This is a genomic window from Caldimonas sp. (assembly GCF_046289365.1).
Lineage (GTDB): Bacteria > Pseudomonadota > Gammaproteobacteria > Burkholderiales > Burkholderiaceae_C > Caldimonas.
Genome location: NZ_JBKBVU010000043.1, coordinates 1 through 20,535, shown reverse-complemented (window position 1 = coordinate 20,535; position 20,535 = coordinate 1). Strand labels below are relative to the sequence as shown.

The window sequence follows — 20,535 nt, the reverse complement described above, 5'->3', positions numbered from 1 at the left end:
CGCGGCGCAGCATCTGTCGCCCCGCCAGTTGTGGGTCAACCCCGACTGCGGCCTGAAGACCCGGCAGTGGCACGAAGTGCTGCCCGCTTTGCGAAACATGGTGGCCGCCGCGCGCGAGCTGCGCGAGCACACACCGTGTCTGGCTTGAGGTAAAGTGAAAATGCTTCGCGGTTTCTTGCCCCGCGGCAAGAATGAAAAGGGAACGACAGAAGGGTCGTGCAAGCGACCTGCGCTGTGGCTGCCCCCGCAACTGTGATCGGCGAGTTCGCGGTCCAACACGTCACTGGCCTCGTGCTGGGAAGACCGACCCGAACCATGACCCGAGAGCCAGGAGACCTGCCGTGAAGCACTGTGTCTGTGAACAGGGCGGGGTGTCCCTGATCTGGGCGCGTGGTCGACCCTGACGGTGGCGGCATGCCAGCCTGCCCTCGCCGGGTCTGCCGCTGCATCCGGCCTTGACGACGCCTTGCCCTTGCTGTGAAGGAGTCGTCATCTCATGCCCTCGCCCGCCTCGAAGCACGATACGCCCCCGCCCCTGCCCAGCCTGCGCACCGTGGACATGGTGTGGCCGGACCAGTCCAACCACCATGGCACCCTGTTCGGCGGCGCAGCCGTGGCCATGCTGGACCGGATGGCCTATATCGTCGGCGCGCGGGCCTTGTCCGGCCCCGTGGTGACCGCCAGCATCACCGAGCTGGCTTTTGCCTGCGCGGCCCCGGCCGGTCAGCTCGTCGAAGCGCACGCGCGCGTCACCGACATCGGCCAGCGCTCGGCCTGGATCGAAGCCGAGCTGGTCCGTGAAGATCTGCTCAGCGGCGATCGGGCCACCTGCGTGAGCGGGCGCTTCGTGATGGTGCTTCCCCCATCGCACGCTGCGCGTGCTGCGACCGCCTCGGTGCCCGCTGCCACGAGCATCGAGCCACCGGCCCAGGCCTGTACCGTGGCCGAGATCGTCTTTCCCAGCCATGTGAACCACCGCGGCATCCTGCACGGCGGTCCGGCCATGGCCTGGATGGCCAAAGCCGGTTTCGTCGCCGCCACACGCCACAGCCGGCGCACGGTGGTGATGGCCGGCTGCGAGCGGGTGGATTTCGACGCCCCGGCCCATGTGGGCGACATCGTCGAAGTGCACGCCTGGGTCAGCCGCACCGGGCGCCGCTCGATCCAGGTCCAGGCGCAAATGTGGATCGAGTCGGCCGACACCGGGCAACAGCGGCGCTGCACCACCGCGACGATGACCTATGTGGCCCTCGACACTTGAGCTGCAAGCCCTGCAGCCGGCGCACGCTCACGCCTTGCAGTTGCTGATGCTGGCGCTGCCCGGGCGTGATCGTCGCACGCGCTTCGGCCACGCCATCGACGACGACGCCTTGTGCGGGTGGATCCAGCGCCTGCCTTGGAACGAGCAACGTGCCTGGGGCTTGTGGGCCGGGGATGACCTGGGGCTGGTGGCGGCCTTGCATCTGTTCGACACCGCCCAGGCCCATGTGTGCGAACTGGCCGTGGTGGTGCATCCCCGACTGCGCCGCCGCGGTCTGGGCAGCTTGTTGTTGCACACAGCCATCGCGCAGGCCCCGGACGTACACACCCTGCTGTGTGCGCATGGCCACCCCTTCATCCGCGCCCTCAGCGTGCGCCACTGCTGGCCAGTCACCCCCTGGGGGCTGCAGGCCGGCTGGCGTGTGGTGGTGCGCCGTCCGGTCGCCTGCGCGCTGCCGGACGTCTGCCACGCCCCGGTAAAATCCGAGGTTTGACCCCGCCGAGCCCGAGACATCATGAGCCTGAAATGCGGCATCGTGGGCCTGCCCAACGTGGGCAAGTCCACGCTCTTCAACGCCCTCACCAAGGCCGGCATCGCCGCCGAGAACTACCCCTTCTGCACCATCGAGCCCAATGTGGGCATCGTGGAGCTGCCCGACCCGCGCCTGGCCAAGCTTGCCGAGATCGTCAAGCCCGAACGGGTGGTGCCGGCCATCGTGGAGTTCGTGGACATCGCCGGCCTGGTGGCGGGCGCGTCCAAGGGCGAGGGCCTGGGCAACCAGTTCCTCAGCCACATCCGTGAGACCGACGCCATCGTCAACGTGGTGCGCTGCTTCGAGGACGAGAACATCATCCATGTGGCCGGCCGGGTCGATCCCATCTCCGACATCGAGGTGATCCAGACCGAACTGTGCCTGGCCGACCTGGCCACGGTGGAAAAGAGCCTGCTGCGCTACACCAAGGTGGCGCGTGCCGGCGGCGACAAGGAGGCTCAGCGCCTGGTGGATGTGCTGAGCAAGTGCCAGGCCGCGCTGAACGAGGGCCAGCCGGTGCGCACGATCGACTTCAGCAAGGAAGAGCTGGCCGTGCTCAAGCCGCTGTGCCTGATCACCGCCAAGCCGGCGATGTTCGTGGGCAACGTGGCCGAGGACGGCTTCGAGAACAACCCCTTGCTCGACCGCCTGAAGGACTACGCCGCACGGCAGAACGCACCGGTGGTGGCCATCTGCGCCAAGACCGAGGCCGAGCTGGCCGACATGAGCGACGAAGACCGGCTCATGTTCCTGCAGGCCATGGGCCAGGACGAGCCCGGCCTGAACCGCCTGATCCGCGCTGCTTTCAAGCTGCTGGGCCTGCAGACCTACTTCACCGCCGGCGAGAAGGAAGTGCGCGCCTGGACCGTGCCCATCGGCGCCACGGCCCCCCAGGCCGCCGGGGTCATCCACACCGACTTCGAGCGCGGCTTCATCCGTGCGCAAACCATCGCCTACGACGACTACATCGCCTATGGCGGAGAACAAGGCGCCAAGGATGCCGGCAAGATGCGCGCCGAGGGCAAGGAGTACATCGTCAAGGACGGCGATGTGATGCACTTCCTGTTCAACGTCTGAGCCCCCATCGCTCCTCTGGACGAGGCGCCCTTTGCGGGCGCCTCGTTCGTTTCCAGCCGAGGTAACCGCCATGAAACCTGCCTCCCCCGCTCTGCTCTCGCCCATCGTGGCCGGCTGCTGGCGCCTGGACCAGTGGGGCTGGACACCACAGGAGCGGCTGCGCTGGATCGAGCAATGCGTCGAGCTGGGTGTGACGAGCTTCGACCATGCCGACATCTACGGCGGCTACACCGTCGAAGCCTTGTTCGGCGAGGCCCTGGCGCTGGCGCCGCACCTGCGAGCGCGCCTGCAACTGGTGAGCAAGTGCGGCATCCAGCTCGTGTCACCGCAGCGCCCCCAGTACCGTGTGAAGGCCTACGACAGCTCGCGCGATCACATCATCGCCAGCGTGGAGCATTCGCTCAAGGCCCTGCGCACCGATCACCTGGATCTCCTACTGCTGCACCGCCCCGACCCGTTGCTCGATGCCGACGAGGTGGCCGAGACCTTCGAGCACCTGCGCACCGCGGGCAAGGTGAAGCACTTCGGCGTGTCGAATTACTCGCCGGCACAGTTCGAGCTGCTGGCCAGCCGCACGACCTTGGTCACCAACCAGGTCGAGTGCTCGCTGCTGCACCTGGCGCCTTTGCACGATGGCAGCTTCGACCAGATGCAGCGGTTGCGGCTGTCGCCGATGATCTGGTCGCCGCTGGCGGGTGGCCGGCTTTTCAGTGGGGAAGGCGAGCCCGAACGGCGCGTGCGCGCGGCCCTGCAGGCCGTGGCGCACGAGCACGGCTGCAGCGCGGCCACCATGGCGCATGCCTGGCTGCTGCGCCTGCCCTGCCGGCCTCACCCCATCGTCGGTTCGCGTCGCATCGAGGCGATGCGCGAGGCGGTGGCGGCGTTGTCGCTGCGTCTGGATGCGCCGACCTGGCATGCCCTGTGGTCGGCCGCCGCGGGCCGCCCCGTCCCGTGAAAACGCCGGACGGGCATCCCCAATGTTCGAATCCTGGGGGTGATCTCATGAACTCCCTGCCCACCAACCCAGCGGCTTCACAAGGCCGCGGGTCGGCCTGCGGGGAGACAGCGCCGGCCTGTCTCAGTCCAGCGTCATCAACGAGGCGTTGCCGCCGGCGGCCGCCGTGTTGATGCTCACCGAGCGCTCGATCACCAGGCGCTCGAGGGGGACCCGGGTGTCGCCCGCTGCGCACCGGGTCAGACTGACCACCGGGCCGGGGCGCTCGGCCAGGGCCCGCAGAACGGCCCGGGCCGATTCGGGAGGGCCGTGCAGCAGCACGGCATCCAGCCGGCCCGGGGCCTGCAAGGCATGGGCGCGCAGCTCGAGATGCCGGGCCACCTCGGGCGGCAGGCGCTCGGCCAGCGCGGAAGCCTCGGTGGGCCAGATGGCGTGAGCCCCCACGGCCAGCACGGCCGCCAGTTGCACCAGACGGTCCGTATCGGCTTCGGCCAGACAGAGCACCGCGTCGCGGCCCAGCAGGTGGTAGGTGTTGCGTTCGCCGGTGGGGCCCGGCAGGGTCTGCACCAGGCCCACCCGGGAGGCGGCCGCCAGGCGCTCGCAGACCTGCGCCAGCACGGGCTGCCCCTGCGCGGCCCAGTCGCGCAAGGCCCGCAGGGCCGGCGCCATGGGTGGGGGGTGGCCGCCCAGCGCGTGCGCGAGCACCTCGCCCGGGCCCCGCGCCAGCAGCCGGTACAAATACAGCGGCCCGCCCGCCTTGGGCCCGGTGCCCGACAGCCCTTCGCCCCCGAAGGGCTGCACGCCCACCACCGCCCCGATCATGTTGCGGTTCACATAGACGTTGCCGACGTGGGCGCTGCGCAGCACATGCTCCACGGTTTCGTCGATGCGGGTGTGCAGACCCAGTGTGAGGCCGTAGCCGGTGGCGTGGATCTGCGCGATGAGCGCGTCCAGCGCCTCGCGCCGGTAGCGCAGCACGTGCAACACCGGACCGAAGACCTCGCGCTGGAGTTCGGACAGATGATCGATCTCGATCAGCATGGGCGGCACGAAGTGACCGGGGGGCAAGGGGCCGCCATGGCGCGCCCGCAGCGTGTGGACGCGCCGGCCCCGCGCGCGCATCGCTTCGATGTGGGCCTCGATGCGGAAGCGGGCGTCGGCATCGATCACCGGGCCCACGTCCACGGCCAGGCGGTCGGGGCGGCCCAGCACCAGCTCCTCCATCGCCCCTTTGAGCATCGTGAGGATGGTGTCGGCCACCTCCTCCTGCAGGCACAGCACGCGCAGCGCCGAGCAACGCTGGCCGGCGCTGTCGAAGGCCGAGGTGAGCACATCGGCCACCACCTGCTCGGGCAGGGCCGAGGAGTCGACGATCATCGCGTTCTGGCCTCCCGTTTCGGCCACCAGGGGCACAGGCTGCCCGCGGTCGTCGAGGCGGCCCGCCAGGGCGTGCTGCAGCAGGCGTGCCACCTCGGTGGACCCGGTGAAGAGCACGCCGCGGATGCGCGCATCGGCCACCAGGCGCGCGCCCACCGTCTCGCCGGGGCCCGGCAGCAGTTGCAAGGCCTGGCGAGGCACCCCGGCCTGCCACAAGGCCTGCACCGCCTGCGCGGCAATCAGAGGCGTCTGCTCGGCCGGCTTGGCCAGCACCGCATTGCCCGCCGCCAGCGCGGCCGCCACCTGGCCCACGAAGATGGCCAGCGGGAAGTTCCACGGGCTGATGCACACCACCGGGCCCAGCGCAGCATGGTCCACGCCGTCGAACTCGGCGCGCAACTGGGCCGCATCGAAGCGCAGGAAGTCCACCGCCTCGCGCACCTCGGCCACGGCGTTGGCGGCCGTCTTGCCGGCCTCGCGCATCAGCAGGCCCATCAGCACCGGCATCTGCGCTTCCAGCGCGTCGGCGGCGCGGTCCAGCACAGCGGCACGCTCGCGCGCGGGCGTCACGGCCCAGGGCCGGGCCTGCTGCACGGCCCGGTCGATCATCTCGAAAGAGGCCTCGATCACCGTGCCCACCCGGTCCGTGGGGTCGGCCGGGTTGACCACCGGCACGGCCTCGCCCTCGATCGTCGCTTCACCCGCCACCAAAGGTGCACAGCGCCAGGCCTGTCGCCGCGTCGCCTCGAGGGCCTCGGACACCGCTGCCAGCACGCGCTCGTCGGCCAGGTCCAGCCCGCGCGAGTTGCGCCGGGCGGCGCCCCGGAGGTCGCACGGCCGCACGATGGCCGGATGCGGGCGGCCCACACCGCCGTCCTGTGAGGCCGCCTGCTCCACCTGCGACACGGGGTCACGCACCAGCTCGTCCAGCGGCACGGTGGTGTCGGCCATGCGGTGCACGAAGGACGTGTTGGCGCCGTTTTCCAGCAGGCGGCGCACGAGGTAGGCCAGCAGGGTCTCGTGCGTGCCCACCGGCGCATAGATGCGGCAGGGGCGTCCCAGGCCACCGGCCTCGGGCGGGGCCACCACCTGCTCGTACAGCGGCTCGCCCATGCCGTGCAGGCACTGGAACTCATACTGCCCCGGCTGCCAGCGCGCCGGATCGGCCAGGTGGTACAGGGCCGCCAGCGTCTGCGCATTGTGCGTGGCGAACTGCGGATACACCGCCTCGGGCGCCGCGAGCAGCACGCGTGCGCAGGCGAGGTAGGACACGTCGGTGTGCACCTTGCGCGTGAACACCGGGTAGTCGTCCTGGCCGTCCACCTGGGCGCGCTTGATCTCGCTGTCCCAGTAGGCGCCTTTCACCAGGCGCACCATCAGCCGGCGCTCGTGGCGCCGGGCCAGCTCGATCAGGTGCTCGATCACCGGCAGCGCGCGCTTCTGGTAGGCCTGCACCACAAAGCCCAGGCCCTGCCACCCGGCCAGCGAGGGTTCGCCGCACAGCCGCTCCAGCAGGTCGAGCGAGAGCTCCAGCCGCTCGGCCTCCTCGGCGTCGATGTTCAGACCCAGATCGTGCGCCCTGGCCCGCTGCGCCAGGCCCAGCAGCACGGGGTAGAGTTCGTCCATCACCCGCTCCCGCTGCGCGCGGTGGTAGCGCGGATGCAGGGCCGAGAGCTTGATCGAGATGCCGGGGCCCTCGATCACACCGCGCCCGCCCGAGGCCCGCCCGATCGCATCGATGGCCGCCTCGTAAGCCTGCGCATAGCGCCGCGCATCGGCGGCCGTCATCGCGGCCTCGCCCAGCATGTCGTAGGAATGGCGAAAGCCCTCGGCCTCGCGCGCCTTCGCGCGCTGCAGTGCCTCGCCGATGGTTTCGCCGGTGACGAACTGCTCGCCCATCAGGCGCATCGCCAGGTCCACCCCCTTGCGGATCAGCGGCTCACCACCGGCTGCGACCAATCGCGTGAGCGAGGCCGACAGGCCCGTCTCGCTGTGGGTGGCCACGAGCTTGCCGGTGATCAGCAGGCCCCAGGTGGCCGCGTTCACGAAGAGCGAGGGGCTGCGCCCCAGATGCGCCTGCCACTGGCCGCGCGCGATCTTGTCGCGGATCAGCGCATCGCGCGTGGCGGCATCGGGAATGCGCAGCAGCGCCTCGGCCAGACACATCAAAGCCACGCCTTCCTGGGACGACAGCGAATACTCGTGCAGCAGGCCCTGCACCAGGCCGGCCCGCCCGGCTCCAGTCTGTCGCTCACGCAGGCGCTGGGTGAGGCGCCGAGCCAGGGCTTCGACCGGCGCCGCCAGGGTCTGCGGCAGCCGGGCGCGTTCCAGCAGGGCTGCCATCACCTGCGGCTCAGGCAAGCGCGTGGCGGCGGTGATGGCCCGCCTCAGCGGCTGCTCGGCAAAGGGGCTCGGGGTATGGAAGAGCGGGGAGATGGGTGACGAGTTCATGGTGCAGGCCAGGGCGACGATTGCCGCCATGGTGCGCCTGCGCCAGTTGGATTGTTGGTGGTTTTTGCCCCCTCAGACCGGATCCGGATCAGAGTCGGACAGGTAACCTCCGAAGAAAATCTGGCAACCCCTCCCCTTGTCGCACTCGTTGATCAGAAGCTCGCTTTCAAGGTGAGCCTCACCGTGCGTGGCTCGGCCGGATGGACGTGGCGGTCCGCCACAGGCGTGGTTTCACCCGGCAACTGGGACTCGTAGAAATACTCGATGTCGTTGACCCGTCGATCCAGAAGGTTGAACACGTCGAGCGTTACCCCCAGGCGAGGCGTCAGTTGGCGGGCAATCCGAAGGTTCGTCAGCAGGGTCGACCTGGACCGCACGCTGTTGTCCTCGATCAAGGGACGGGCCCCGAGGTAGCGCCACTGCAGGCTGGCCGACCAGCCGGCTGCCTGCGTCAGCGTGGCGGCCACCGAGGCCACCCGCTCAACCGCGCCGGGGATCCGGTTCACATCAGGGCTCGCATCGGCATAGCGCGCATGGGTCCAGGCCAGATCAGCGTCGAACAGCAGCCAGGAGGAAGGCGTCCAGCGGTTGTTCCACTCGATGCCGCGGCGCCGACTGGGGCGTGTGGCCTCGGTGGTGCCGGCGTCGCCAACATAGACGAGTTCTGAGCCCATCTTCAGCCACCACACTGACAGGGAGCTCTGCAAACCGGGTAGGGCTTCGGTGCGAACGCCCACCTCGTGACCGCGACTGGCCACGAGCGCGGGCACCATGTCGGCAGGGTCGCCACTGCGCGGGTCGACGCGCGTGGTGGTACCGCGAGCATCGTTGCTATGAAAACCCCTTCCCGCGCTGACGAAGAATTCCGTGTTGGTCCAAGGCCCAAGGACCAGTGCCAGCTTTGGTGACCACTGATGGTCGGAAGTCCGGCCCGAGTTGTCCACCAGATCGCTGTCCACGCGCGCCTCGAACACCTCCGCACGCAAGCCCGCCACGCTGCGCAACCAGGGAGCCCATTGCACACGGTTCTCGGCATACAAGCCCAGGTTGTGTTGCCGAACGCGGTCTTCGCGTGTGGTGGTGGTGCGCCGCCGCGCCACGGTGTCATACAGCCCGACGCGGATGCGATCATGCCGCCACTGCAGACCCACTTCCGTGGTGGCATCGAATGCTCCAAGCCTGTGTACCCAGTCGCGCGATGCCGTGAAGCCGAACACATCGCGGTCGTCGCGCTGTTCGAACTGGTCGCCCTCGGTGGGACGGTCCATCGCATAGGTGAAGTTGGAATACAGGCCCAGCTCGTAGTGCATCGCATACGTACCCAGGCTGATCCCGCCCTCGGCCCAGCGATCGTGCCAAGTCCCCGACATGCTGTAGCGCGCGCTGCGCCCACCATCGGTGGGGTCTATCGCACCAAAACGTGAGATGACGCCCGACTCGATGGCACGAACGGGGACCTGATCGGTCGCATTCCATCGGGCATCGTAGGCCATCGCAGTGATCGCCCAGCCCCTGACGCGGGACCCCGCGGTCCAGCGCAGCACCCCATTGAGCTTGCGCAGATCCTGCTCGACCACCCAGGGGCCGTCGTTGCCGGCGAGTTCGAGGCCCGCCAGCAGCACCGTGTCGGTCTGCAGAGCCGTCGAGCCCCCGAACACCACTCGCCGATAGGCTCGTTCACCCAGCGTGACCTGGACAAACGGACGCTCCAGGGCACTGCGATAAACCATCTCGGCAGCACCCGCCGATCCGAAGTCACCGATGGTGGCCCAGTACGGGCCTTTGCGGTAACGGATCTGCTCGATCAACTCAGGCATGATGAAGTTCAGGTCGGTGTAGCCTTGGCCGTGGCCGTGACTCGGCATGTTGGCGGGCATGCCATCCACCCAGGTCGCGAAGTCAGTGCCGTGGTCGAGGTTGAAACCGCGCAGGAAGTACTGGTTGGCCTTGCCATCGCCCGAGTGCTGTGTGACGATCATTCCAGGCACGTACTCCAGCACCTCCCCCGGCCGCAAGGCGGGCCGGCTGTCCAGCAGTTCTCGCCGTATCGTGCCCTGTGAAGCCGCATCCGAGGTGCCCACCGCATTGTCGTAGTGCCCCTTGACCTCAATGGGCTCGAGTGACGTCCCTGGCTGCGCCGATGCAACACCGAGAAGGGTCAATGCCAGGCCGGCTGTGATGGATGGGAGTCGCATCGTGGTGGGGATCCATTGGGGCCGAGATCGAGTCAGTATGAAGAAGATTAGCTTCCTCATACATACGCCGAACGACGTAGCCGCACAATCGCGCCCAGGAGAGTCCCATGCAGAGACTGACGATATCCATCGACGACAACCTGGCCGCCGACTTCGAAGTGCTGATTGAGCAACGGGGTTACGAAAACCGTTCCGAAGCCTTCCGGGACATGGTGAGGCGCGAACTGGGTGAACAGACCTTGCAGTTGTCCCCTCAGGCAGCCTGTGCGGCCACACTTACCTATGTGTACGACCATCACGAACGCACCTTAGCCGCCCGGCTGACCGACAAGCAGCACAACCACCACGAACTGACGGTATCGTCCATGCACGCTCATCTGGCACACGACCTATGCATGGAAACAGTGATCCTCAAGGGGCCGGCCGATGAGGTTCGCCATTTCGCCGAATCCATGCTCGCCCAGCGCGGCGTCCGGCATGGGCATCTGCATCTGGTGCCGCTGGGGTAAGCCAAGCACCGCTATCCATCTGGTAGGAATGCACTGACACAGGTGAGCGCGCCCGTGCCCATGGCGCCTGCCGGAAGGCCCTGGTAATGTGAGGCTCTCATCCACTTCCGAGGGAGGCCCCCATGGGCATCGAAGTTGGCGGACTCTTCGGCCTGCTCTGGCTGATCGTCGTCGTTTACGCGATCGTGAAGGTCGCCGGCAGCGGCGCCAGCACGGGATCCAAGGTGTTCTGGATCGTGCTGATCATCGTGCTGCCCGTGATCGGCGTGATCGCATGGTTCCTTGCGGGGCCGAAGTAGTCGCAGTGAAATGACAAACGCCCGCGATGCGGGCGTTGTCGTTTTTGGCGGAAAGGGAGGGATTCGAACCCTCGATACGGGAAACCCGTATACCGGATTTCGAGTCCGGCGCATTCGACCACTCTGCCACCTTTCCTGGGATCGTCGGCTCGCGGGTGGTCTTCCGCGAGCGAAGCCTTGGATTATAGCGTGTCAGGCCCTTAGCTCGGCAAGCCCGCCCAGGTAGGGCCTCAGCACCTCGGGCACCTCGATGCTGCCGTCGGCGCGCTGGTAGTTCTCGAGCACGGCCACGAGCGCGCGGCCCACCGCCAGGCCCGAGCCGTTGAGGGTGTGCACGAGTTCATTCTTGCCCTGGGCGTTCTTGAAGCGCGCCTGCATGCGGCGGGCCTGGAAGGCTTCGCAGTTGGAGCAGCTGGAGATCTCGCGGTAGGTGTTCTGCGCCGGCAGCCACACTTCCAGGTCGTAGGTCTTGGCCGCGCCGAAGCCCATGTCACCAGTACACAGGGTGATCACGCGGTAGGGCAGGCCGAGCTTTTGCAGGATGGCCTCGGCATGGCCCACCATCTCCTCCAGCGCCTCGTAGCTCTTGTCGGGGTGGACGATCTGCACCATCTCGACTTTGTCGAACTGGTGCTGGCGGATCATGCCGCGGGTGTCGCGCCCGGCGCTGCCGGCTTCCGAGCGGAAGCACGGGCTGTGGGCGGTGAGCTTGATCGGCAGGGCCTCCAGCGGCAGGATCTGCTCTCGCACGGTGTTGGTGAGCGAGATCTCCGAGGTGGAGATGAGGTATTGTTCTTGCGACTGTTCGTCCCCGCCGCGCAGGACCCAGAACATGTCGTCCTTGAACTTGGGCAACTGCCCCGTGCCTTCCAGCACCTCGCGGTTGACGATGTAGGGCGTGTAGCACTCGGTGTAGCCGTGCTCGGTGGTCTGCACATCCAGCATGAACTGCGCCAGCGCCCGGTGCAATCGGGCGATGGGGCCACGCATGAAGGTGAAGCGGGCGCCCGAGAGCTTGGCGCCGGTTTCGAAGTCCAGGCCCAACGGGGTGCCCAGGTCCACGTGGTCCTTCACGGGGAAGTCGAAGCGGCGCGGCGTGCCCCAGCGGCGCACCTCGACGTTGGCTGCTTCGTCCGCGCCGACCGGCACGCTGTCGTGCGGCAGGTTGGGCACGGACATCAGCAGCGCGTTCAGTTCCTGCTGCACCACGTCGAGCCGCTCGGCACTGGCTTTGAGTTCGTCGCCGATGCCGGCCACTTCGGCCATGGTCGCGGCGGTGTCCTGACCCTGGGCCTTGAGCTGGCCGATGCGCTTGGACAGTGCATTGCGCTTGGCCTGGAGTTCCTCGGTGCGCGTCTGGATGAACTTGCGCTCGGCTTCCAGCGCGGTGAAGCGCTCGACGTCGAGGAAGGGTTGCGGCGACTTGCGGGTGGACAGGCGCTGCACGACCGCATCGAGGTCCTTGCGCAGCAGGTTGATGTCGAGCATGGTGTGTTCGTGTTCTGGAGAAGGGAATCAGCGTGGGCTGGCGTGCAGATGGGAGGGGCTGGGGGGCTGGCCCATGGACTTGTCGCCCAAACCGCGCGGCAGCGGAAAGCGCATGGTTTCCTGGATGCCGTCCATGCGGCGCACGGCAGTGGCCCCCAGGCCCCGCAGGCGCTCGATGACCTGCTGCACCAAGATGTCGGGTGCCGAAGCGCCGGCGGTCAGGCCCACGCGCTGCTTGCCCGCGAACCACTCGGGGCGCAGGTCGTCGGGCTGGTCGACCATGTAGGCCGGGGTGCCCAGGCGATCGGCCAGCTCCCGCAGGCGGTTGCTGTTGGAGCTGGTGGGGCTGCCCACGACGATCACGACGTCCACCTGCGGGGCGAGCACTTTGACGGCATCCTGCCGGTTCTGCGTGGCATAGCAGATGTCTTGCTGCTTGGGTTCGCGCACCTGCGGGAAACGCCGGCGCACGGCCGCCAGGATCTCGGCGGCGTCGTCCACCGACAAGGTGGTTTGCGTCACCACCGCCAGTCTGGCGGGGTTTTTGACCTGCACGCGCTCCACGTCGGCCACGTCCTCGACGAGGTAGATGCCATCGTGCAACTGGCCCATGGTGCCTTCGACCTCGGGGTGGCCCTTGTGGCCGATCATCAGGAACTCGTAGCCTTCCTTGCGCAGCTTGGCCACTTCCACATGCACCTTGGTGACCAGCGGACAGGTGGCGTCGAACACCGTGAAGCCGCGGCGCTGCGCTTCCTCGCGCACGGCCTTGGGCACGCCATGGGCGCTGAAGACCAGCGTGGCGCCTTCGGGCACCTCGGCCAGATCCTCGATGAAGATGGCGCCCTTGGCCTTCAGGTCGTTGACCACATAGGTGTTGTGCACGATCTCGTGGCGCACGTAAACCGGCGCACCGTACTTCAGCAGCGCGCGCTCGACGATCTCGATGGCACGATCGACGCCCGCGCAGAAGCCGCGCGGCTCGGCCAGCACGACCTCCTGGAGCTTCACCTGTTCTGCGGCCGCCATCACAGCACCCCGATGAGCTGGACCTCGAAGGACACCGGCACGCCCGCCAGGGGGTGGTTGAAGTCGAACAGGATCCACTCGTCGCCCACCTCACGCACCACACCGGCATAGGTGCCCGTGCCATCGGGCGTCGGGAACTGCACGACGTCGCCGGGGTGGTAGTCGGCGTCCGGGTCACCCAGCTCGTCGATCAGGCTGCGCTTGACGCGCTGCAGCAGTTGCGGATTGCGCTCGCCGAAGGCCTCGCCGGCCGGGATCTCGAAGACGCGGCGGGCGCCCTCCTCCAGCCCCAGCAGGCGCTGCTCCATGGCCGGGGCGAGTTCGCCCGCGCCCAGCGACAACGTGGCGGGTTTGTCGTGGAAGGTGTTGATGATGTCGGCCCCGTCAGGGCCGGCCAGGCGGTAGTGCAAGGTCAGGAAGGACCCGGGTTGGACGGTGGCCACGGCGCGCGTTCCGGTTTTGTAGACTGGCTGACATTGTAGAAGTCCGGCCCCAACCCCCTCGGCCGCCTCCTGGACGGCCCTTCGCCCCGGATGTCCCATGTCGATCAAGGACCTGCCCGCCGACGCCCGCCCGCGTGAAAAATTGCTCGCTCTGGGCCCTGCCGCCCTCGCCGACGCCGAACTGCTGGCCCTGCTGCTGCGCACCGGCCTGAAGGGCACGCCCGTGCTGCAACTGGCCCAGCAGCTACTGCAAGGCTTCGGCGGCGTGGCCGGGCTGTTGCATGCGGGGGCCGATGAGCTCCGGCGCGTCAAGGGCCTGGGCCCGGCCAAGCGGGCCGAGCTCGTGGCCGTGCTGGAGCTGGCCCGTCGCGCCCTGGCCCAGGCGCTGCAGGCCCGGCCGGTGTTCGAATCCCCCACTCAGGTGAAGGACTACCTGCGCCTGAAGCTGGCCGCCCTGCCCCACGAGGTGTTTGCGGTGATCTTCCTCGATGCCCAGCACCGGCTGCTGGCGATGGAAGAGCTTTTCCGCGGCACGCTCACGCAGACCAGCGTCTACCCGCGCGAGGTGGTCAAGCGGGCCCTGGCGCTGAATGCCGCGGCCGTGCTGCTGGCGCACAATCACCCCTCCGGTGTGGCCGAGCCGTCCAAGGCCGATGAATCCCTGACGCGCACGCTGCAGTCGGCGCTCGGGCTGGTGGATGTGCGGGTGCTCGATCACTTTGTGGTGGCACGCGAGCAGGTGGTGTCGTTTGCCGAGCGGGGCTTGCTGTAGATGAAAGCCAAGAGCCTGGCCGATTTGGCCGCGATCAAACAGGTTTTGCAGGCTCGGGCTCGTGAAGCGGCCCAGCGTGAGGCGATGCGGCGCGAACACGAAGCGCGCCAGCAGCACGAACGCGAGCTGTTCGCCCGCAGCGTGGGGCCGGTGCATGGATTGAAAGATCGCGGCTTGGCCGCGGTGCAACGTCCACGGCCCGATCCGCGGCCGCGGCAGCGTGTCCTGGATGAGCAATCGGTGCTGCGCGAGGCGATTTCCGACGAGTTCGACGTCGAGACCCTGCTGGACACCGACGAGGCGCTGTCGTTCCGCCGCCCTGGCGTGGGGCCGGAGGTGGTGCGCCGCCTGCGCCGCGGCGACTGGGTGATCCAGGCGCAGATCGACCTGCACGGCCTGCGCCGCGACGAGGCGCGCGAGCAGCTGGCCGCCTTCCTGCGCGAGGCGGTCAGGCAGGGCTTGCGCTGCGTGCGGGTGGTGCATGGCAAGGGCAACGGCTCGCCAGGGCGCGAGCCGGTGCTCAAGGCCAAGGTGAAGACCTGGCTGGTGCAGAAGAACGAGGTGATCGCCTTCACCCAGGCACGGGCCCCGGACGGGGGCGCAGGAGCCCTGCTGGTGCTGCTGCGGCCCTCGGGCGGACGCGGCCTGTGAGGCCGGTCCGTGGGCCACAGGGTCAACCGCCGGCCGGCGCCAGGCGGTCCAGGCGGGTGGCCTCGATCCACTGCGTGGCGGTGGCGGCCGGCAGCTCAAAGACCTCGGGACGGCCGGACACCTTCAGTCGGTAGGCATCGTCCGCGGCCCCGCGCGCCAGAACATACTCCACCGGCGAGGATTCGCCTTGGCGCACCACGCGCCAACGCGCCTGCGGCGCCTGCCAGGCCTGGGCCGGCAGGTCGTCATGCGCCAGCACGCGGCTCACGCGCAAGGTGGCCAGCAAGCCGGCCAGACGCTCGGCCGCCTGCGGATCCAGGCGCCGCCCCTCGGGCAGGCCCTCGGCCTGCCAGCGGGACTCTTCCCGGCCATCGCCGGAGCCATCATCGGCGGCCGGACGCAGGACCACACCGGCCACATCGATCCGCTCGAGCTGCGGGCGCGCCACGGCCAGCCAGCCGAGATCGCGCCAGTCATCGGCACGCACCGACACCTCGTAAGCCGGCAGATCGACCACGTGCACGGTGTCACGCCCCGCCACACGCGCATGCGACTGGCGCAGCGCCGGCGAGCTGCCCAGCACCAGCGTGGCCAGCGTCTGGTCCCCGCGGGCCAGCACGATGCGGCGCTCGTAACGGTCGTCGGTGAGCCCAAAACGTTCATGGGCCTGCGCCCGGGTGGCCACGGGCACGCCCTGGCGCAGCGCCAGCAGCCGCTCCAGCAGCCGCTGCACCTCGCCCGTGGCAGCCGGGAAGGGCGCGGCCCCGCCGGTGAGCAGCCAGCGCTCGCGTTCGCGCCGCAGTTCGATGCGCTCGCCGGGGCCCCGGGCCTCGATCACAAGGCGGTCCACCTGGTCGGCCGACAAGGCCAGCAGGGGCTCGCGGGCGGCAGCCCGCAGCGCATCGCTGCGCCCTGGCAGGCCCAGCGCCAGCGCCAGCAGCAGTTGCACGCCCAGCAGCCCCGCCAGGATCCACAAGGTGCGTGGTGGGATCATCGTTCAGACCTCCGCAAGCACACGTTGATGGCGGCGCCGGTCGGCGCGCGCGATGAGATGGCGCCACAGCACGACCGCGGCCAGGCCCAGCGCAGCCAGCCCATAGTTGGCCGCCTCCCAGCGTGCCGCATGGCCCTCGGGCAGCGGGTCGAGCGTGCGCGCCCATTGACTGCGCCCGCGCAGGGCCAGCAGCGCGCGGTCCTCCAGCGCCCAGTCGATGACGTTTTGCACGAAGGCCACGGGCTGCAGGTACAGGGTGTTCAGGCCCTGCGAGGCCAGGTCGATCGCGGCGTCCGAGCCGAAGGCGTTGCTGGCCACGACCACCAGCCGCGCCGAGGCCGGGGAGTGCTCGATCACGCCAAGCGCCCGGGAGGCCCCGTCCTCGGCCAGCGGGGAGTCCTTGCCGCGGTAGTAAGACTCGAAGCGGCCCTCCAGGGCCACGGCCAGGAGCCGCGGGCCGCGCTCGCCCTGCACGGCAAAGCCGGTCTCGGGGTGGCTGCGGTAGTCGGGCAGCACGTCGAGGCTGTCGGACACCCAGCTCGCGTTGGAGCTGCGCAGCAGCCGGGCCACCTGCCGGCCGGATTGCCGGGCCTCGTCCACATCGATGGGCGAAGCCCAGTTGAGGGTGAGCTGGCGCAGCGAGGCGGTGATGGGGTGCTGCGCGTCCAGGCCCTCGCCGCGCAGGTCCGGAAAGTGCGGATAGGGCAGCATGCGGATCTCGCGCACGGTCAGGCCGCCGAGGCTGCGCTCCACCGGCACGGGCAGCGCGGCGTTGCGTTCGTCAAGCACCATCTGTGCGCCGATGCGCAGCCCATGGTGCGCCAGCCAGTCTTCCAGGCCGGACGTCTGCCGCCGCGCCGTGAGACTGCCGCCCACCTCGACCTGGAAGGGCGAGGTGGCCAGCACGACGCTGCCGCCGCGCATCAGGAACTGGTCGATCGCGAAGCGCTGCTTGTCGTTGAGGTTCTCGGGGCTGAGCACGAGCAGCAGGTCGGCCTGCGCGCTCACGCGGCCGTCGCTCAGATCGGTGTCGAGCACGCGCGCGCCCTCGCCCAGCATGTCGGTGAGCCGGCCGAAGCTTGGGCTGCCGTGGCTTTGCGGGCGCCACACCGCGACCGTGCGCAGGAACCCCGGCGCCAGGCGCTGCAAGGCGGCATCGAGGTTGCGCTGCAGGGCCTCGCGCTCCAGCGGTTCGGGCAGCGGCACCTGCACGGCCTGTCCCTCGCCACCTTCGAGCACCATGTAGAACCAGAAGGGCTTGGGGTCGACCAGGCTGGCCACCTGCGGGCCAAAACCGTAGCGCTGCTGCAGCTCGCGCGCGAGGGTACCGCCGTCGGCGTCAGGGTCGGCAAAGTGCAGCTCGAACTTGCCTTGCGAGCGCTCGCGCAGCGAATCCCCAAGGGCCACCAGATGGCCACGCAGCTCGCGCAGCGGCTCAGGCAGACGCTCGTCGGGCGAGACGTAGGCAGCCAGACGCACCGGCTGCTCCAACCGCTCCAAGGGGTTGCCAGCGGCCTCGTAGGCCTGCACCACCTTGCGGATGGCGCGCGTCAGCGCGTATTCGGGGTCGCGCAGCACGACGTCGAGTTCGCCTTCGCCACGGGCCTTCACCTCGATAAGCTCGCGATACCCCAGGGTCTCGTGCTGGTCGCCATAGGCCACGACGACGTCGAAGTAGGAGCTGACCACCGCGGCCTGGTGGCGGCTGGCGATCTGGAAGGGCACGGGCCGGATGCCGTAACGCGAGGCCGCTTCCTCCTCGGCCTGGCGGTCGCGCTGCGGATCGACGAACTCGACGCGGGCACGCCCGCCGGCGGCCGCGGCATATTCCTCGAGCACGTCCTTCATGCGCGGCACCAGCGGGGCCAGCAGCGGATGGGTGCGCGACGAAAAATAGCCACGAATGAGCAGCGGCTCCTCCAGCGCCGCGAGCTGGGCCCGCGTGGCCTCTGACAGGCTGTACTGGCGGCCCTCGGTGAGGTCGAGCCGCGCCAGCGACAGCGGCGCGAGCCACAGGTGTGCGGCCACGAGGTTGGCCACGCCCAGGCCCAGGGCCCAGGCCCAGCGGCGATGCGCCGGCTGCCAGGGGTTGCCGACCCAGCGCAGGCGTTCCAGGCCATAGAGGTTGAGCAGCAGGAAGACGCCGACAATGGAGACGTAGTAGTACAGGTCGCGCAGGTCAAGCACGCCACGGGTGATGGACTCGAAACGCGAGCCGCTGCCCAGCAGCGCCAGCACGCCGGCCACGCCATGGCCGAACAGCGCGGTGAAGAAGTCGGCACCCACCAGGTAGAACAGCCCGCACACCGCGGCCGTCAGGATGAGCGCGACGACGGGGTTGTCGGTGCGCGCACTCAGGGTCTGGCCAATCGCCACATAGGCAGCAGCCAGCAAGAGCGTGGCCACATAGCCGCCCACCACGGGGCCCGGGTCCAGCGGCCCAAGCCAGGCGGCGGTGAACACCACCGGCCAGGTCAGCGCCAGGGCCAGGGCCACCAGCGCCCAGGTGGCGAGAAATTTGCCCAGCACCAGGCTGGCTGGCCGCACCGGCGCGGTCAGCAGGCTCTCCAGCGTGCCGGCACGGCGTTCCTCGGACCAGCTTCGCATCGTCAGGGCCGCGACGAGGAAGATCAGCAACAGCGGCATCCAGCGAAACAGCGGCCGCAGGTCGGCGATGTTGCGCGCGAAATAGGCCTCGACCCAGAAAACGACGAACAGCGTCGCCGCCAGGAAGGCCGCGATGAAGAGATAGGCCGCCGGGCTGGCGAAATGCCCGCGGAACTCCTTGCGGACGATGCGCCCGACTTCCTGCAAGGCTTCACGCATGGGTCACCTCCGGGGCGCTCGGGCAGGCCAGGCCGTTCACCTCGGCGAACACGGTCTCCAGGTCACGCCGGCGCGGCTGCAGGGCGTACAGGCGCACACCGGCGCGTGCCAGCGCCTCGGCCACGGCCGGGGCGGCATCGATCGGTGCGTCCACGCACCAAGACCGCGGCGACGCTGCGTCGGCCTCGACCCTCACCCCTTGCACGGCCGGCACCTCGCGCAAGGCGCCGGCCACATCGCCTTCGGCCTGCACGAGCAGGCCTGCGCCGCGCTGCAGCGCGTCGATCCGGGCATCGAGCACCAGCCGGCCGGCCCGCAAGATCAGCACCCGTTCGCAGCTGGCCTGCACCTCCTGCAGGATGTGGGTGGAGACGATCACCGTGGCCTGGCGTGCCAGCTCGCCGATGAGCTCGCGCATCTGCAGGATCTGGGTCGGGTCCAGGCCGTTGGTGGGCTCGTCGAGGATGAGGATGTCGGGCTCGTGCAGCAGGGCCTGGGCCACACCGACGCGCTGCCGGTAGCCGCGCGAGAGCGTGTGGATCGCGGCAGTGGCCTTGTCCTTCAGCGCCGTGCGTGCGATCGCACGGGCCACGGCCCGGTCGCGCCGGGCGGCCGCCACACCGTGCAAGGCGGCCTGGAAGTCCAGGTAGTCGATCACCGTCATCTCGGGCCAGACCGGGCAGTTCTCGGGGAGGTAGCCGATGCGCGCCTGCACCGCGCGCCGGTGGCGGCCCACCTCCAGGCCGTCCACGCGCACCGAGCCCGACGTGGGCTCGAGGTAGCCGGTGATCATCTTCATGATGGTGGTCTTGCCGGCGCCGTTGTGGCCCAGCAGGCCCACCACCTCGCCGCGCGCGATGTCGAAGCTGACATCGTCCACGGCGGTCAGGGCGCCATAGCGGCGCGTCAGGTGTTCCACCTGGATCATGATGGGAGACTCCTCCTCGGGACGAACACGGCCGCGCGGGGCTGCATGACGCCCCCGGCGGGCTGAGAGACGGATGGAAACGCGGCGCCCGACGGGCGCACATGGGCCGTGCACGCGGCCCCTCAGGCGCAACGGCCCGGCCCCGCGGCCTCAGGGCGGCCCGGCGCGCAGGGCGTCGGACAGGGCGCAGCAGCGCCGCGGCAGCGGTGGCATGAGTGTCGGGTTCATGGTGATGAAGGACAGCTCAGGAAACCGTGACGGAACGATTCGCCGCTTCAGATGGGCCTGCCCCGGAAAAGTTCAAGCCCCGGTGCTCACCCGATCCAGATCGCCCGGAAGTCGTTGACGTTGGTATAAGTGGGCCCGGTGACCACGAGATCGCCCAGCGCCTCGAAATAGCGGTAGGCGTCGTGACGGTCGAGCGCGTCCTGGGCCTGCAGACCCAGGGCTTCGCCGCGCGCCAGGGTGTCGGGCGTGACGAGGGCGCCAGCGTTGTCCTCCACGCCGTCGATGCCGTCGGTGTCGGCGGCCAGCACATGCACACCGGGTTGCCCCTGCAACGCCAGCGCCGCACCCAGCAGGAACTCGGTGGCGCGGCCGCCGCGCCCGCCGGGGGTTCGCACGGTCACCGTCGTCTCGCCGCCGGACAGGAGCACACAGGGCCGCGCAAAGGGCTGGCTGCGCCGGGCCACCTGGCGGGCCAGGGCGGCATGCACCTGTCCCACCACGCGCGATTCCCCCTCGATCT

At 69.2% G+C, this 20,535-nt stretch carries 18 protein-coding genes, 1 tRNA gene and 1 riboswitch; of the genes, 9 read left to right on the top strand and 10 right to left on the bottom strand.

Translation table 11 applies throughout. The annotated features are described in order from the left end of the window. The 5 genes from ACK42S_RS06685 to ACK42S_RS06665 all read left to right on the top strand — a co-directional run. Positions 1-148, top strand: a 148-nt coding sequence (locus ACK42S_RS06685; protein ID WP_409704764.1) for a hypothetical protein, incomplete at its 5' end; no start/stop codon positions are given. Between the two features lie 3 nt (positions 149-151). Beyond that, a riboswitch (cobalamin riboswitch) is annotated at positions 152-359 on the top strand. A 137-nt stretch (positions 360-496) separates the two neighbouring features. Further along, positions 497-1,261, top strand: a complete 765-nt coding sequence (locus tag ACK42S_RS06680) for an acyl-CoA thioesterase (protein ID WP_409704762.1) — start codon at positions 497-499, stop codon at positions 1,259-1,261. Next, positions 1,242-1,754 (top strand): N-acetyltransferase family protein, encoded by a 513-nt coding sequence (locus tag ACK42S_RS06675; protein WP_409704760.1) that lies wholly within the window; start codon positions 1,242-1,244, stop codon positions 1,752-1,754. The genes ACK42S_RS06680 and ACK42S_RS06675 overlap by 20 nt, the downstream gene beginning before the upstream one ends. 21 nt (positions 1,755-1,775) lie before the next feature. Beyond that, the gene (ychF, locus tag ACK42S_RS06670) at positions 1,776-2,870 is read left to right on the top strand and encodes a redox-regulated ATPase YchF (protein WP_409704758.1); all 1,095 of its coding nucleotides are present in this window, start codon (positions 1,776-1,778) and stop codon (positions 2,868-2,870) included. Between the two features lie 70 nt (positions 2,871-2,940). Continuing rightward, positions 2,941-3,825 (top strand): aldo/keto reductase family oxidoreductase, encoded by an 885-nt coding sequence (locus tag ACK42S_RS06665; RefSeq protein WP_409704756.1) that lies wholly within the window; start codon positions 2,941-2,943, stop codon positions 3,823-3,825. Between the two features lie 123 nt (positions 3,826-3,948). Here ACK42S_RS06665 and putA read toward each other — a convergent pair whose 3' ends face one another. Both putA and ACK42S_RS06655 read right to left on the bottom strand, forming a co-directional pair. After that, a complete protein-coding gene (gene putA, locus ACK42S_RS06660) occupies positions 3,949-7,653 on the bottom strand; it encodes a trifunctional transcriptional regulator/proline dehydrogenase/L-glutamate gamma-semialdehyde dehydrogenase (RefSeq protein WP_409704754.1) in 3,705 nt (1,234 codons plus the stop codon). Between the two features lie 152 nt (positions 7,654-7,805). Beyond that, positions 7,806-9,848, bottom strand: coding sequence for a TonB-dependent receptor (locus tag ACK42S_RS06655; protein ID WP_409704752.1), 2,043 nt, complete (start codon positions 9,846-9,848; stop codon positions 7,806-7,808). A 107-nt stretch (positions 9,849-9,955) separates the two neighbouring features. Between ACK42S_RS06655 and nikR the strand changes: the two genes are divergently transcribed. Continuing rightward, the gene (gene nikR, locus ACK42S_RS06650; RefSeq protein WP_409704750.1) at positions 9,956-10,357 is read left to right on the top strand and encodes a nickel-responsive transcriptional regulator NikR; all 402 of its coding nucleotides are present in this window, start codon (positions 9,956-9,958) and stop codon (positions 10,355-10,357) included. A 122-nt stretch (positions 10,358-10,479) separates the two neighbouring features. Continuing rightward, complete coding sequence (locus ACK42S_RS06645) at positions 10,480-10,656, top strand: PLDc N-terminal domain-containing protein (protein WP_104300164.1); 177 nt, start codon at positions 10,480-10,482, stop codon at positions 10,654-10,656. 45 nt (positions 10,657-10,701) lie between these two features. On the opposite strand, the gene ACK42S_RS06640 is transcribed toward ACK42S_RS06645, so the two are convergent. The 4 genes from ACK42S_RS06640 to ACK42S_RS06625 all read right to left on the bottom strand — a co-directional run bounded on the left by ACK42S_RS06640 (position 10,702) and on the right by ACK42S_RS06625 (position 13,616). Then, positions 10,702-10,792: transfer RNA gene (locus ACK42S_RS06640), tRNA-Ser, on the bottom strand. Positions 10,793-10,848: 56 nt separating this feature from the next. Next, on the bottom strand, positions 10,849-12,144 hold the full coding sequence (serS, locus tag ACK42S_RS06635) for a serine--tRNA ligase (protein ID WP_409704748.1): 1,296 nt from the start codon (positions 12,142-12,144) through the stop codon (positions 10,849-10,851). Between the two features lie 27 nt (positions 12,145-12,171). Beyond that, positions 12,172-13,173, bottom strand: a complete 1,002-nt coding sequence (ispH, locus tag ACK42S_RS06630; RefSeq protein WP_409704746.1) for a 4-hydroxy-3-methylbut-2-enyl diphosphate reductase — start codon at positions 13,171-13,173, stop codon at positions 12,172-12,174. After that, positions 13,173-13,616 (bottom strand): peptidylprolyl isomerase, encoded by a 444-nt coding sequence (locus tag ACK42S_RS06625; protein ID WP_409704744.1) that lies wholly within the window; start codon positions 13,614-13,616, stop codon positions 13,173-13,175. The genes ispH and ACK42S_RS06625 overlap by 1 nt, the downstream gene beginning before the upstream one ends. A 97-nt stretch (positions 13,617-13,713) precedes the next feature. On the opposite strand from ACK42S_RS06625, the gene radC reads away from it, so the two are divergent. Together radC and ACK42S_RS06615 are read left to right on the top strand one after the other, a co-directional pair. After that, the gene (radC, locus tag ACK42S_RS06620; RefSeq protein WP_409704741.1) at positions 13,714-14,388 is read left to right on the top strand and encodes a RadC family protein; all 675 of its coding nucleotides are present in this window, start codon (positions 13,714-13,716) and stop codon (positions 14,386-14,388) included. Beyond that, positions 14,389-15,039 (top strand): Smr/MutS family protein, encoded by a 651-nt coding sequence (locus tag ACK42S_RS06615; RefSeq protein ID WP_409704739.1) that lies wholly within the window; start codon positions 14,389-14,391, stop codon positions 15,037-15,039. A 22-nt stretch (positions 15,040-15,061) separates the two neighbouring features. On the opposite strand, the gene ACK42S_RS06610 is transcribed toward ACK42S_RS06615, so the two are convergent. From ACK42S_RS06610 to ACK42S_RS06595, 4 genes are all read right to left on the bottom strand, one after another. Further along, the gene (locus ACK42S_RS06610) at positions 15,062-16,033 is read right to left on the bottom strand and encodes a DUF4340 domain-containing protein (RefSeq protein WP_409704737.1); all 972 of its coding nucleotides are present in this window, start codon (positions 16,031-16,033) and stop codon (positions 15,062-15,064) included. Positions 16,034-16,036: 3 nt separating this feature from the next. Next, positions 16,037-18,859, bottom strand: coding sequence for a Gldg family protein (locus tag ACK42S_RS06605; RefSeq protein ID WP_409704735.1), 2,823 nt, complete (start codon positions 18,857-18,859; stop codon positions 16,037-16,039). Then, the gene (locus tag ACK42S_RS06600; RefSeq protein ID WP_409704733.1) at positions 18,852-19,787 is read right to left on the bottom strand and encodes an ABC transporter ATP-binding protein; all 936 of its coding nucleotides are present in this window, start codon (positions 19,785-19,787) and stop codon (positions 18,852-18,854) included. Before ACK42S_RS06600 ends, ACK42S_RS06605 begins: the two co-directional genes overlap by 8 nt. Before the next feature lie 314 nt (positions 19,788-20,101). Continuing rightward, positions 20,102-20,535, bottom strand: a 434-nt coding sequence (locus ACK42S_RS06595) for an MOFRL family protein (RefSeq protein ID WP_409704731.1), incomplete at its 5' end; no start/stop codon positions are given.